General features: G+C 56.2%; 16 protein-coding genes. 13 read left to right on the top strand and 3 right to left on the bottom strand.

Features of this window, described 5'->3' with window-relative positions; translation table 11 throughout:
- Positions 1–11: 11 nt before the first annotated feature.
- The 11 genes from FOM92_RS15320 to FOM92_RS15370 are packed head-to-tail and all read left to right on the top strand — an operon-like array spanning position 12 to position 9536.
- Positions 12–830, top strand: coding sequence for an alpha/beta fold hydrolase (locus FOM92_RS15320; RefSeq protein WP_143777671.1), 819 nt, complete (start codon positions 12–14; stop codon positions 828–830).
- Positions 823–1317 carry a flavin reductase family protein gene (locus FOM92_RS15325; RefSeq protein WP_211347424.1) on the top strand — a complete coding sequence of 165 codons (495 nt, stop codon included), beginning with the start codon at positions 823–825 and terminating at the stop codon, positions 1315–1317. The genes FOM92_RS15320 and FOM92_RS15325 overlap by 8 nt, the downstream gene beginning before the upstream one ends.
- Positions 1314–2090: a fumarylacetoacetate hydrolase family protein gene (locus FOM92_RS15330; RefSeq protein WP_143777673.1), complete on the top strand. Its 777-nt coding sequence runs from the start codon at positions 1314–1316 to the stop codon at positions 2088–2090. The genes FOM92_RS15325 and FOM92_RS15330 overlap by 4 nt, the downstream gene beginning before the upstream one ends.
- A 10-nt stretch (positions 2091–2100) precedes the next feature.
- A complete protein-coding gene (locus FOM92_RS15335) occupies positions 2101–3048 on the top strand; it encodes an acetaldehyde dehydrogenase (acetylating) (protein ID WP_143777674.1) in 948 nt (315 codons plus the stop codon).
- Positions 3045–4085 (top strand): 4-hydroxy-2-oxovalerate aldolase, encoded by a 1041-nt coding sequence (gene dmpG, locus FOM92_RS15340; protein WP_143777675.1) that lies wholly within the window; start codon positions 3045–3047, stop codon positions 4083–4085. Before FOM92_RS15335 ends, dmpG begins: the two co-directional genes overlap by 4 nt.
- Positions 4078–5538, top strand: a complete 1461-nt coding sequence (locus FOM92_RS15345) for an FAD-dependent oxidoreductase (protein ID WP_143777676.1) — start codon at positions 4078–4080, stop codon at positions 5536–5538. The genes dmpG and FOM92_RS15345 overlap by 8 nt, the downstream gene beginning before the upstream one ends.
- On the top strand, positions 5535–6695 hold the full coding sequence (locus FOM92_RS15350; protein ID WP_143777677.1) for a sulfotransferase family protein: 1161 nt from the start codon (positions 5535–5537) through the stop codon (positions 6693–6695). The genes FOM92_RS15345 and FOM92_RS15350 overlap by 4 nt, the downstream gene beginning before the upstream one ends.
- A 25-nt stretch (positions 6696–6720) precedes the next feature.
- Positions 6721–7491 carry an SDR family oxidoreductase gene (locus FOM92_RS15355; protein WP_143777678.1) on the top strand — a complete coding sequence of 257 codons (771 nt, stop codon included), beginning with the start codon at positions 6721–6723 and terminating at the stop codon, positions 7489–7491.
- Positions 7488–8585: a DUF1214 domain-containing protein gene (locus tag FOM92_RS15360; RefSeq protein ID WP_143777679.1), complete on the top strand. Its 1098-nt coding sequence runs from the start codon at positions 7488–7490 to the stop codon at positions 8583–8585. Before FOM92_RS15355 ends, FOM92_RS15360 begins: the two co-directional genes overlap by 4 nt.
- On the top strand, positions 8570–9094 hold the full coding sequence (locus FOM92_RS15365) for an SRPBCC domain-containing protein (protein WP_211347425.1): 525 nt from the start codon (positions 8570–8572) through the stop codon (positions 9092–9094). Before FOM92_RS15360 ends, FOM92_RS15365 begins: the two co-directional genes overlap by 16 nt.
- The gene (locus FOM92_RS15370) at positions 9078–9536 is read left to right on the top strand and encodes a nuclear transport factor 2 family protein (protein WP_143777680.1); all 459 of its coding nucleotides are present in this window, start codon (positions 9078–9080) and stop codon (positions 9534–9536) included. The genes FOM92_RS15365 and FOM92_RS15370 overlap by 17 nt, the downstream gene beginning before the upstream one ends.
- Here FOM92_RS15370 and FOM92_RS15375 read toward each other — a convergent pair.
- Both FOM92_RS15375 and FOM92_RS15380 read right to left on the bottom strand, forming a co-directional pair.
- Positions 9529–10362, bottom strand: a complete 834-nt coding sequence (locus FOM92_RS15375; RefSeq protein ID WP_143777681.1) for a TauD/TfdA dioxygenase family protein — start codon at positions 10360–10362, stop codon at positions 9529–9531. The genes FOM92_RS15370 and FOM92_RS15375 overlap by 8 nt on opposite strands.
- Positions 10363–10384: 22 nt before the next feature.
- Positions 10385–11125 carry an SDR family NAD(P)-dependent oxidoreductase gene (locus tag FOM92_RS15380; protein ID WP_143777682.1) on the bottom strand — a complete coding sequence of 247 codons (741 nt, stop codon included), beginning with the start codon at positions 11123–11125 and terminating at the stop codon, positions 10385–10387.
- Between the two features lie 62 nt (positions 11126–11187).
- On the opposite strand from FOM92_RS15380, the gene FOM92_RS15385 reads away from it, so the two are divergent.
- Positions 11188–11697: a nuclear transport factor 2 family protein gene (locus FOM92_RS15385; protein ID WP_143777683.1), complete on the top strand. Its 510-nt coding sequence runs from the start codon at positions 11188–11190 to the stop codon at positions 11695–11697.
- A 2-nt stretch (positions 11698–11699) separates the two neighbouring features.
- On the top strand, positions 11700–12227 hold the full coding sequence (locus FOM92_RS15390) for a nuclear transport factor 2 family protein (protein ID WP_143777684.1): 528 nt from the start codon (positions 11700–11702) through the stop codon (positions 12225–12227).
- Positions 12228–12236: 9 nt separating this feature from the next.
- Here the strand turns inward: FOM92_RS15390 and FOM92_RS15395 are convergent, their stop codons facing one another.
- Entirely contained in the window at positions 12237–13694 is a 1458-nt protein-coding gene (locus FOM92_RS15395; protein WP_281285620.1) for a flavin-containing monooxygenase, read from the bottom strand.
- Between the last annotated feature and the right edge of the window lie 8 nt (positions 13695–13702).

Consider the following 13702-nt stretch of genomic DNA (forward strand, 5'->3'; position numbering starts at 1 on the left):
GGCTGACCGCTATGACAGAGCTTTCGACGGCGACCTATTCCGTAGCAGGGGGCTACGATATCCGGATCGCCGAAGCGGGGGCAGGGCCCGTTGTCGTGTTTATCCACGGCAGCGGGCCCGGGGCTTCGGGTGCTTCCAATTTTCGCGATAATTGGCCTGTATTTGTCGAGGCGGGTTATCGGGTCATCCTTCCTGACCTGATCGGCTATGGCGCCTCTTCGAAACCCGAAGGGATCGATTATACGCTGCAGCTGTTCACAGATACGCTGTACGAGGCGTTGCAGGCGCATGGCGTAAAGAAGGCGTCGCTTATCGGTAATTCGCTGGGTGGTGGTGTCGCTATTCAAATGACGCTTGATCACCCCGAGATGGCCGAAAAGCTGGTGTTGATGGCCCCGGGATGCATTGAAGAACAGGCCAGCTATTTTACCATGCCGGGCATAGCGAAAATGGTGTCCGGCTTTGGCAGTCCGGATTTCAATCTGGATGAGCAGCGTCGTCTTGTATCCAATCTTGTCCATCCGAGCTTTGCGCCGAAAATTCCAGACGCCCTTGTGCAGGAGCGATTTGCAGTGGCGCGGACCCAGCCCAAAGATGTGCTGGCACGTATGCGAACGCCAAATCTCGGTCCGCGTCTGGGCGAACTCGGTCAGCCTATTCTTGTTTTGTGGGGCCTTCAGGATGAATTCTGCCCTGAAAGCGGAGCCCGGCATTTCCTCACGGCGGGTTGCGATGTCCGAACCATGACGTTCAATCATGTTGGACATTGGGTCCAGGTCGAACGGGCCGATGAATTTAACCGCCACTCGATCGAGTTTCTGCGTGGCTGATGGTTATCCGTTGATACCCGAAGAGTTGCCCGCCCAGTTTCGCGCGGCGATGCGCAGGCTGGCAGCGTCGGTTTCGATTGTCGTTGCAAAGGGTGATGAAGGTCCTGTCGGCATTGCCGCAACATCAATTACATCATTGACCGCCGATCCACCGGCTGTGCTGGTGTGCATCAACCGTACAACCAGCCTGCATGCGCTGCTCGTTCCGACTGCGCCGCTATCGATAAACCTGCTTGCCCGGAACCAGAAAAATGTCTCGGCGGCCTTCGGGGGCGGGACCCCGCGAGAGGAGCGATTTTCTGTCGGCTCCTGGATCGAAGGTTCGGGCGGCCTGCCCCAGCTTGAAGACGCGCAGGCCAATCTGGATTGTGTAATCGACGCAATGCTCGCCTACGGAACCCACAGCATCGTCATCGCCCGCGTTCTTTCGGCAAAGGTCAGTGACGGGGTTGATCCATTGATTTATCAGGACGGAGGATATCTGTGAGTATCCCAAACCGATATGGTTCGGCACTCTATGCAGCGTTACGGGATCGCCGGACGCTGGCACCATTGATCGAGCAGGATCCGTCTCTTTCCATTGATGATGCCTATGCAATCAGCCTCGAATTCCTGGCCTTGCGCCGCAAGGACGGAGAACGTGTGGTTGGAAAGAAGATTGGCGTTACCTCAAAGGCCGTGCAGGATATGCTGGGTGTGCACCAGCCCGATTTCGGTTTTCTAACCGATTGGATGCATATCAAAGGCGACATCGATATTGACGCAAAAGCCTTGATCGCGCCGCGCGCCGAGGCCGAAATCGCGTTTGTTTTGAAAGAGGGTCTGGCTGGGCCGGGGATAACCGCAGAGCAGGTGATTGCCGCCACCGATTATATCGCTCCTTGTTTCGAAATCGTGGATAGCCGGATCCGTGACTGGAAAATCTCAATTGTCGATACCGTTGCCGACAATGCGAGTTGTGGGGTTTTCATATTGGGCGAGGCAAAAGCTGATCCGCGCGACCATGATCTGCCGTCATTGCATGTCACCGTTACCAAAAACGGTGCCCCGCTCTCAGAAGGATATGGCAGTGCGGTGCAGGGCGATCCTGCTCAGGCGGTCGCATGGCTTGCCAATACTCTGGGTGCTTATGGGGTTACTCTGGATGCGGGTGACATCATCCTGTCCGGCTCGCTCGTACCCTTGGAGCCAGCGGCCAAAGGTGATCTATTTGAAATGACATTGCACGGCGTTGGGACGTGCAGTGCACGATTTGTGTAAGGAAAACAGAGTGAAACGCGTCAAAGCGGCAATCATCGGCTCGGGTAATATCGGGACCGATCTGATGATGAAGATGATCAAATATCCGCAAAATATGGAACTGGCAGCGGTAGTTGGAATAGATCCGGCGTCGGAGGGGCTGGCAATGGCCCGCGACCATGGAATCGCTACGACGCACGAAGGAATAGAAGGTTTGAAAAAGCTGCCTTGCTATTCCGAAATCGGGATCGCCTTTGACGCAACCAGCGCCTACGCGCACAAAGACCATGACGCCGCGCTTCGCGCCGACGGTATACAGGTCGTAGATCTGACACCGGCCGCAATCGGCCCATTCACTGTGCCTCCGGTCAATATGGAGGCACATCTTGATCAGCCCAATGTCAACATGGTGACGTGCGGTGGGCAGGCAACTATCCCCATGGTCGCGGCGGTCGCGCGGGTATCGGACAAGGTGCATTATGCCGAGATCGTCGCCTCGGTTTCCTCACGCTCGGCAGGACCTGGAACGCGTGCCAACATCGACGAATTTACCCGCACCACTGCGCGGGCGATTGAAGTGGTTGGCGGTGCGTCCAAGGGTAAAGCCATCATCATCCTTAATCCGGCCGAACCGCCGATGATCATGCGCGATACGGTTTTCACCCTTTCCGAAGGCGCCGACGAAGAGGCCATCCGCGCCTCGGTAAACCAAATGGTTGCCGAGGTGCAGAAATATGTTCCCGGATACCGGCTGAAACAGGATGTCCAGTTCGAACGGTTCGGCGACAACAATCCGCTGAAAATTCCCGGGCTTGGCGAATTTTGCGGGATCAAGTCGATGATCATGCTCGAGGTCGAGGGCGCTGGCGATTATCTGCCGCCCTATTCGGGCAATCTCGATATCATGACGGCGGCTGCAAAAGCCACCGGGGAGCTGCTCGCGGCGCGTCGTATGGATGCGGAGGGGCAGGCAGCATGAACACGCAATTCAACGTCGAAGCCGGGCACAAACTTTACATTCAGGACGTTACGCTGCGTGACGGGATGCATGCCATCCGGCACATGTATGGCATTGACCACGTCCGCGCCATTGCCAAGGCGCTTGATGAAGCGGGTGTTGACGCAATCGAGGTCGCGCATGGCGATGGCTTGAACGGGCTCAGTTTCAACTATGGTTTCGGTGCACATACCGACTGGGAATGGCTGGAGGCGGTTGCCGATGTGCTGACTCACAGCATTCTCACTACCCTGATCCTTCCAGGTGTCGGCACCGTAGACGAGTTGCGGCGTGCGTATGATCTTGGCGTGCGATCGGTGCGTGTGGCCACGCATTGCACAGAGGCTGATGTTTCGAAGCAGCATATCGGCATTGCGCGTGATCTCGGCATGGATGTGTCGGGCTTCCTGATGATGAGCCACATGATCGAGCCTGAACAACTGGCCGCACAGGCCCTGCTGATGGAAAGCTATGGCGTGCAGTGCGTCTATGTCACCGACAGTGGCGGCGCGCTCGACATGGATGGCGTGCGTGCGCGTTTTGAAGCCTATGATCGTGTGCTCAAGCCGGAGACGCAGCGCGGTATGCATGCGCATCACAATCTCTCGCTCGGCGCTGCGAACAGCATTGTAGCCGCGCAATGCGGGGCAGTACGCATTGATGCCAGTCTGGCTGGTATGGGAGCAGGTGCTGGCAATGCTCCGCTTGAGGTCTTTATCGCTGCAGTCGACCGCAAGGGCTGGAATCATGGATGTGATGTGATGAAGCTCATGGATGCAGCAGAAGATCTGGTGCGTCCATTGCAAGACCGGCCTGTGCGCGTCGATCGCGAAACATTAAGTCTGGGATATGCGGGCGTCTATTCAAGCTTTCTGCGTCATGCCGAAAAGGCGGCCAATGACTATGGCCTCGACACCCGTGAAATCCTTGTCGAACTTGGCCGGCGCAAGATGGTCGGCGGTCAGGAGGATATGATCGTCGATGTTGCTCTCGACCTTTTGAAGGCACGCAATGGCTGAAATCTCTTTGCACGACCCCTATCCTGCCAGTGAAGTGACGGCGTGGGACCATGAAACCGATGTCGCCATCATCGGGTTTGGCGCGACAGGAGCCTGCGCCGCGATCGAAGCCGCAGATGCGGGTGCGAAGGTAATGCTGTTCGAAAGAAATTCCGGAAGTGGTGGTGCCTCCGGTCTTTCAGGCGGGGAAATATATATTGGCGGCAATGGCGGCACCGATGCCCAGCGCGCCGCCGGATTTGAGGACAGCACTGAAGATTTCATCGCCTATCTGAAAGCGGCGGGCGGGCCGTGCGTTGATGAAGCCAAATGTGAGCATTACGGGCGAGAGGCGTTGAACCACTATACCTGGCTCAAGGCTCAAGGTGTACCCTACCGGGGAAATTACCTTCCGGGAAAGCATATCGAGCCGACAGACGATTCGACGCTGATCTGGTCCGGTAGCGAAGCGGCCGCGCCCTTTTGCAATATCGCCAAACCGGCACCGCGGGGTCATGTCATACAGCATATGGGATGGGGAGGTGGCCGCCCGCTGGTCGACGTGCTGGAGGCATCCGCTCGATCAAAGGGCGTGGAGATCATCCCCGATGCACGCGCCTTGGCGCTGATCCGCGACAGCGATAGGATTGTAGGCGTGGTGGTTCGCATTGACGGACAGAACCGGTTCGTAAAGGCAAGACGGGGCGTCGTGCTTGCAACCGGCGGCTTCGTCATGAATGAAGCCATGCGTCGTAAATATTGCCCCGAAACGTTCCGGATAAATGACCCCATCGGTGACAAGGATGACGGGTCGGGGATCGAACTTGGCGTCGGTGCGGGTGGCGATGCAATCCATATGGAGCAGTTCTTCACGACCTGTCCATGGACGATGCCGGAAAGCCACGCTTATGGCGTCTTTGTGAATGCGCAGGGTCAACGTTTCATCAACGAGGACTGCTATCACGGGCGGGTTAGCCGTTGTGCCGTGGATCAGCCAGGGGGCAAGGTTTACCTGCTGCTCGACGTGGCCCATTTTGTCCAGCCCATGGATTTTGCCCGGATCGACATCGCCGGAACAGGGGATAGTTGGGAAGAAGTCGAGGCTGAATTGGGCCTGCCGGCGTATACGCTTTCGACTACCATGGCTGTATATAATGCCCATGCGAAGGAAGGCCGCGATCCTCTTTTCGACAAGAAGCCACCTATCCTGACACCACTGGATCAAGGGCCGTTTGTTGCGCTGGAGCTCAATTTTCAGACGAGCTACTTCAGCTTCTTCACACTTGGTGGATTGCGCACATCTGCCCATGCAGAGGTCCTCGACAGAAGTGGAAAACCGATCCCCGGTCTTTTCGCTGCCGGGCGCTGTACCAGTGGACTGCCGGCATGGGGGCATGGATATAGTTCGGGCCTGAGCCTTGCCGATTGCACCTTTTTCGGACGGCAGGCCGGCTTGGGAGCAGCGCGGGGATGACAAAGGACCTGTCTGTCGATGCCCTTTTGCAAAATGCGCGCGAACAGACAGGATTGGATGATTTCGGCGACGAATGGTTCGTCTCCCACCTTCGAAAGCTGGTGGAGTATGTGAACCTCGATGCCGGCCTGTTGTCGCCCGAGAGCAGCGCGGGCGCACGTATTCAGGGTGCGCTTTGCGACCGGCTTATGCTGGAACAATATTTCAAGGATTATCCGGATGCAGCGGGCGAGGAAATCGAGCTCGCCTGCGCGATAATCGGGCTGCCGCGAACAGGGTCGACCATGGTTCACCGGCTTTTGGCATCTTCCACCAAATTCAACGCCTTGTGGTGGTGGGAAACCGCATTTCCTTTTCCGATGGCAGGTGAAACATTGAATGATCCCGCCCCCCGGCAAAAGGCGGCGAAAGACATGGTCGACTGGCTGCTAAACGAATGGCCCGATTTTGAGAGTATCGATCCAATGGATGCGATGGCGATCAACGAGGAAGTGGTTTTGCTCGATCGCACATTCCTGTCGACCACCTATGATTCCATGATGCCGATTCACGCCTATGGTCATTGGCAAGCCGAACAGGATCATGAACCGGCTATCCGAGACCTGTATCGTTTCATGCAAGCGATCCAGCATCAGCGGGTGGCGCGGGGCGAGGTCCGGCGGCCGTGGGTGTTCAAGACCCCGCATTATGTGCTGGGCGCTCTCGATGGACTTCTGAAGGTCTGGCCTGACGTCAAACTGGTGATGACACACCGTAATGTTGCGCAAGTGTTGCCAAGCTATTGCAGCATGTGTGCGTCTTTATCGATCAATAGTTCAACAAACTACCGCAAGGAAGAACAAGGCGCCCACTGGACGAAACGGTTCCGTGACGGCCTTGCCCGGCTGGAGAGCGTCCGTCGACGATTGCCGAACGGCCAGATCATCGATGTGCGGTATGAAGATACGGTGAGTGACCCGCACGGTACCGGGATGCGTCTATTCAGAGCGCTCGGAGTCGATGTTGACGATGAAGACCAGAAGGCGATGCAACGCACTATTCATGAAAACTCCCGCGAAACGCGCCCGGTGCACAAATATTCCGCGGCCGACTTCGGGCTGACCGGCGAGGGGATCAGTTCCGATTTTGCGGACTATCACGATAAATATCTCACATAAAAGAAACTGGGAAGAAGAGGCTGCAATGATCCTGAAAGACAAGGTTGTGATCGTCACCGGGGCAGGGCCTGGCATGGGCCAAGCGCTGTGCAAGGGGGCGGCGGCGGAAGGCGCAAAGGTAGTGGTTTCGGCACGCTCGGTCGACGCAATCGAAGCGATCGTCGCCGAAATCGGTGCAAAGGGCGGCGAAGCCATTGCCGTGCGCTGCGATGTGACCAGCGTCGACGATTGCAATGCCCTTGCCAAGGCGGCACTCGATAAATGGGGTCATATCGACGGTATGGTCCATTCGGCCTATTACCATCCCGATTGGGCCAATCTGGAGGCGCATTCGATCGACCAGTTGACCCAAGTTCTCGACGTTGTAGCCGTCGGCGGATTGCGTATGGCGCAGGCTGTTATCCCAACGATGAAGGCGCAAGGCTCGGGAAGCATCGTCAATATTTCAACCCTTGCCACACGAAAACCTATGCCCGGCGAAGGGGGCTATGCGATGGCCAAGTCGGCGTTGAACCAGCTGTCGCGCCAATTGGCGGTCGAGCTCGGCGGAACCGGTATTCGTGTTAACACAGCGCTGATGGGCTGGATGGACGGTGTTCCGCTGCAGCAGTTTTTCGCCAGCATGGGCGAAGGCGGGAATGCGTTCCGCAAGCAGCGCGCCTCTGAAATTCCCGTCGGTCATATTCCTGTCGACGCCGACTGCGCCAAGGCCGTCTATTTCCTTCTGTCGGACTATGCCAGCGAGGTAACGGGAGCGATGCTGGATGTGAATGGTGGCGACTGGGTTGCGGCGTGACTGACGACCCGGCCCCGGATCCCGCACAAGCATGGCGTGATTTCTGCGGCAAACTCGCCGTTGCGGGGGACATCATACTTGCACCCGATATACCGGACGACCCGATCATTCGCGCCGAAGGATTTCGTTATCTCTCGCGCCTTACGAAACTGGCCCTTGAGCAATATGTCGAGGCTTCTGATCCGGACTTCCCCTTTTTCTACAAGCTCAGCCACGAAACGGCAAAGATCGGCGCGGACAATCCGGATAATATTTATTGGAATGCATCGATAAGGGGGGATTGCGATTATCGCATTACCGGCAGGCGTGGATCGATGTTCTATTTCTCGATAGTCGCCAATGCGATGCGCTACCACATCGATGGCAGCGCGCATGCCACCGGGCAATTGCTGGACGGTGATATCGAATGGGGACCGGATGGAGAGGTGGAAATCATTGCCTCGTGCAACCCTCAGCCCAAAAACTGGCTGCGCCTTGAGCCCGATGCCAGCGTCATCGTTCTGCGGCAATCGGCACTGGATCGCGCGCAGGAGCGGGGCGGCGAGTTTCGGATCGAACGGCTGAACGGACCAGTCGTACCATCCCCGCTGACTGCAGAAAAGATTTCTGCGGGGCTTGCGACCTCCGCGCAATTTGTGCGTGGTATCGCCTCCACCTTTTCGGACTGGACGCGTTTGTTTCGTGAGCATCCGAACCATTTCGCCGCTATCGACCAGTCAATGTTCCAAAAAGGGGGCGGAGCAAAGGACATCTATTATGCCCACAGCTATTGGCGGATCGGACCGGACGAGGCCTGGGTAATCGAAGTCACGCCGCCGGAATGCTACTACTGGAATTTCCAGCTCGACAATTGGTGGATGGAAAGCTTCGACTATCGTTTCCGCCAAGTCACCGTAAACAAGCACAGCGTAAAGCTGGAGAATGACGGCAGCGCCAGGATTATCTGTGCGGCTCGCGACCCCGGCGTCGGAAACTGGATCGACACCTGCGGCCATAGCGAAGGCACGGCGTTACTGCGCTGGGCGGGTGCCAGCGAGCATCCATTGCCGCGCGCGCGCATTGTAAAATGGGAGGACATATGCTCGACTGGATGAAAGCTGCAAAAAGCCATGAAGAAGACCCGGTGTTCGGTTTTAACCCGGATGCGGTTACCCGTTCGGAAACGGTCGAAATCCATGCCCCGGCCAAAATTGTATGGGATATTTTGACCGATCTGCCCCGCTATAATGAGTGGAATCCTTTCTGTATCCGCGCCGTTTCAACGCTGAAAATGGGCGATCCGATCGAAATGACACTGATCAACTATGCAACAGCTGGCGGGCCTACCGTCCCCAATCTGGAGTATATCTGCGGATTTGAACCGGAAAAACTCCTAAGCTGGGAATTTCCCAATCTTGATTTCTGGCCTTACCCGGCCAGGCGCGACCAGGTCATTGAGGCTACGGGTCCGGCTGGCTGCCGATACTATTCGACCGACGCTTTTCTGGGGGCCAACGGCATTCATGTATTCCGTTTCGCCGGTCCGTGGATCAAGCGCGCCTTTGACGACAGCGCAATCGCATTAAAGGCGCGCGCGGAAGGCATTTATGCCGGCCAGTCTTGAAGCGCGGCTGCGCATCCTTGAGGACAAGGAAGCAATCCGCGATCTGATCGCGCACTACGGCCCCCTGGTCGATAGCGGAGACAGCGACCGCGTTGCTGCGCTTTGGACAGAAGACGGCAGCTACAGCGTTGGCGGCATGACCGATGCGAAAGGCCGGGCCGCCATAGCCGGCCTTGTCGAAAGCGATCTGCATCGGCAGTTGATGCGTGCCGGGTGCGCGCACCTTCTTGGTCCGGTGGCGATTGAACTGCAGAATGACTTTGCGATTGCGCGCGGCCACAGCGTTGTCTTTCGCCACACCGATGCAGGCTTTGAAGTCTGGCGTGTTTCTGCCAACCGGTGGGAATTGGAGCGCGGCGAACAAGGGTGGCAAGTCCGTCGGCGGGTCAATGCTCCCCTTGATGGCAGTGAAGCGGCCTGCGCCTTGCTAGGCCTTAGCTGATCGGTACACCATCTATGGTAATCCGGTGCATAAGGCGCCGGTGGCCATGATAGTCATTCAATGCATAATGCCAGGTCGAACGGTTGTCCCACATAGCAACCGTCCCCGGCTGCCACTGCAGCCGACACTGGAATTCTTCCTGCATGCCAATTGCATAGAGATAGTTGAGAAGGACAAGGCTTTCGTCACGGGTCCAGCCTTCGAAATGCGTCGTGAAAGCTGAATTGACATAGAGAAGCTTCTGCCCTGTGACGGGATGCCGGATGACCGCCGGATGGATTGCCAGCGTCTTCAGGTCCCGGCCTTTGAGGTCAGCCCCCTGATCGGAATTGCTGAGGAAACCTTGTGGTCCGTAAATATGATCGGCGGTATGAACCGCACGAAGGCTTTCGAGCGTTTTTTTGAGCCCATCCGAAAGCGATTCATAGGCTGCGGCCATGCTGGCGAACAGTGTGTCGCCGCCAACCGGTGGCAGTTCGCGTGCAACGAGGATCGATCCCATTGCCGGGATCTGGTCATAACTATGGTCGGTATGCCAACCGCCGCCAATGTTCGCCAATTGCGTTTCCGCTTTGCGCACTTCGGCAATTTCGGGGAATTTCCCATTTTCCGGGAAATAATTGTTAACAACGATCGGGCCGATACGCTTCGCAAAATCGATATGCGCTTGCTCGTCCAGATTCTGGTCACGGAACACGACCAGCCCGCGATTGGCCAGTTCGGCCTTGATGGTTTCGATGTCGGCGTCACTCGCCCTATTCAGGTCGATACCCAAGATTTCGGTGCCGACATGTTCCGACATTTTTTCCAGTTCTATGGTGCTCATTTCCCTCTCCGATACCCTCTCTTTATCCTGCCAGTTGACCGCCATCTATCGTGAACAGCGATCCGGTAATTTTGCGTGCTTCATCACTTGCCAGATAGGCGAAAAGTGCGGCTATATCTTCTGGCTCACAACTGCCATTTTCCAGCTTGGGCGCGTTGCGCATCACCAGGTCCCAATTAACATCTCCTGCCGGTGGAGCCGAATTGCCCATAGGCGTGTTAACGTGTCCGGGGCAAATCGCGTTGACCCGCACGCCTTTTGACGCGAACTCAATCGCCAGCCCTTTTGTGATCGCTGCAACGCCGTGCTTGGAAGCCGAATAAGCGATAGTATAGGCGATGCCCTGCAGCGCCGCTGTTGACGCGGTGTTGACGATATTGCCCTTGCTTTTGATCAGATGCGGCAGCGCTGCCTGGCACAGCACGAAAACACTCGTGGTGTTGATCTTCAAAATTCGTTCAAAATCTTCGACGGCAAAATCAATGCTCGGTCCCCATTTAAGCATGCCTGAGATGTTGCACAGGACATCGAGACCATCGGTCGCAGCGGCGGCGACCAGCGCGCGGCAACTATCGGTATCGGCAGCATCGAAAGGCTGGATGCGGGCGGGACCCTCCATCATTTCCGCCGTTTCCCGAAGACCTGCCTCATTGATATCGCCGATTGTGACCTCTGCGCCTTCGGAAGCGAAACGGATCGCGGTCGCGCGCCCAATTCCAGACGCGGCACCCGTCACCAATATTTTCTTTCCCAAAAAGCGCATTGTAGACTCCAATAAACCTTGATTTGCGTAATAACGCACTTCATTCTCTACGCAAAGGAGAAATGAAAATGGGAATTGAGGAAAGATTGCAGAGATTGGAGGATGATCGGGCCATCCGCGATCTGAAGGCACGCTATCTCCGCGCATGCGATACCAAGGATCCCGAAGCCGTTCGCGATTGCCTGATCCCCGAGGGCGCGGTCATATCCTATGATGGTTTTCCACCTTTCGATAACCGCGATGAATTCGTCGGCGTTTATGCGCAGATGGGCTGTGCACCGGGCATCTTCGATATCCACCATGGAGCAAATGGTATCATTCAATTCGACAATGCCGATCGCGCGACGGGTCAATGGTCTCTCTTCTTCCACAACATCAATCTTGGCACAAAAACACTGACCCAGATGGGTGTCGAATATGACGATATCTATGTGCGGCAAGGCGGCCGGTGGTGGATCGCCGAAACGCGATCAAAGCGGCTTTCGTGCCTGATCCATTCGGTCGACGATGCAGGTGTTGCTGCAGTAGCGGTGATGGGCGAAGCACCTGCCAGCTTTGGTGGGGATGCGTGAATATGGCCTTCACAATGCAGCAACTTTCCGATCTCGAAGAGATAAAGCAGCTCAAACATCGCTATTTCCGGTCGATTGATACAGGCAACGAAGCTGATCTTGCCAGCGTATTCACCGAAGACGTCACCATCGACTATCGCGGCGGCGGATATCGCGCGAAATTGAGCGGCAGACAGAATATGGTGGATTTCATCGGCAGCGCATTTAACAGCGATATTGTTGCGCAGCATCATGGACACTGTCCGGAAATCAGCTTTACCGGTTCCGATAGTGCCGAAGGAACATGGTATCTGGAGGATCGCTTCATCGATCCCATACGGCAGGAGGACACCATTGGCACCGCGCTCTACCGTGACCGATATCTGCGGACACCAGAAGGGTGGAAGATCGCACATAGTGAATATGATCGCGTCTATGAAATCGCCCGCCCGATCCCGGCGGACGAGAAACTGACCTTTCACTTGCTCGCCAAAACAGGTCGCAAGGCAGAGGCGCGTGTGGATGTTTCAAAATGGCTGGAATGGTACTGAGCGGACGCCCTATACCATGTCGAACGCATCGAAATCTGGCTGGGCCATTGCATCGGCAAAGGCGTCATAATCCCACGGCCAGGTGATTGGCACCCCCGTCTTGTCGAGATACCAGCTGGTGCAGCCGGATCCAAAGATTGATGCCTTGGCTTTTGTGATCCGACGCTCCTCATAATCGTCGAATGCGGCTTTGCTTGCCACAATGCCGCTGGCGTTGCTGCTGGCGACGCGATTGAGCAATTGTTCGATATAGCCCCATTGCTTTTCCGCGACATCGATCAACGAGAAATTGCCAACCGGGGAACTGGGGCCGTTGAACAGGAAGAAATTCGGAAAATCGGGGATAGAGATCGCCATATATGCGGCACAGCGTTCGGCCCATGCATCCTCGATGTCACGCCCGCCTACGCCTTTTACGGAAATCGGACGGACGAAGCGGTCACTCTGGAAGCCGGTCGCAAGTGCGAGAACGTCAACCTTGTGCAGGGTGCCGTCATTATCGATGACGCCGTCCGCAACAATTTCGCGGATACCGCAAACAATGGTCTCGACATTGGGTTGCTGGGCAACGCCATAATAGTCGTAGCTGTAGATCAATCGCTTGCACGCCGCGCGATAGGTCGGGGTCAGTTTCCGGCGCAACGTTTCGTCGACGACAGCTGTTTCAAGGAAATTGCGGCAGATATCCTCGATCTCGCGCATCTCCGGCCCATCGATGTCGGTGATGCCGGTCGTAAATCGACGGATCGCCGACCAGTAATTTTCGTCATAACGGATGGCATCTATAGCTTCGAGACTGGCACGGAATTTGGCTTTGTCTTCTTCGCTATATTCGAAATTGGGATAGGGCATCATCCATTGCGGACTGCGTTGGAAATGGACGATGTCCTGACCCTTTTTCCCGAGGTGGGTGACCATCTGAATACCGGTAGAGCCGTTTCCGATTATCCCGATCCGCTTGCCTTCCAGCGGGAAATCAACATCCCATTGCGCTGTGTGCATCGCTTTTCCGGCGAAATTTTCCAGCCCCTTAATGTCGGGGAACTTAGGATGATGCAGCACACCGGTTGCCATGATCGCCACATGCGCCTGATCCTTAAACCCATCCTTGGTTTCAATATCCCAATGGTCGCCATTCCAGGCCATCTTCTCAATCTCGCTGTTGAAGCGGATCAGCGGACGGATGCCATGATCGTCGACCACTTTTTCGAAATAGGCCTGAATTTCTGCTCCGCCGACCAGATAGGCGGACCATTCCGGGTTGGGTGCAAATTCATAGGTATAGGCATGCGCCGGCACGTCGCACGTCAAACCCGGATACCGGTTGTCACGCCATGTCCCCCCGATACGATCGGCCTTTTCAAAGACGGTGATATGCTTGTGGCCGGCTTCCTTCAATTTGATCGCACAGAGTATGCCGGACATCCCGGCTCCAATGATGGCGAAACGCTTTTCTCCGTTAAGCAAGTCTCTCT

Origin of the sequence: Sphingorhabdus contaminans (assembly GCF_007280415.1) — a bacterium.
In the GTDB taxonomy this organism is placed as follows: Bacteria; Pseudomonadota; Alphaproteobacteria; order Sphingomonadales; family Sphingomonadaceae; genus Sphingorhabdus_B; species Sphingorhabdus_B contaminans.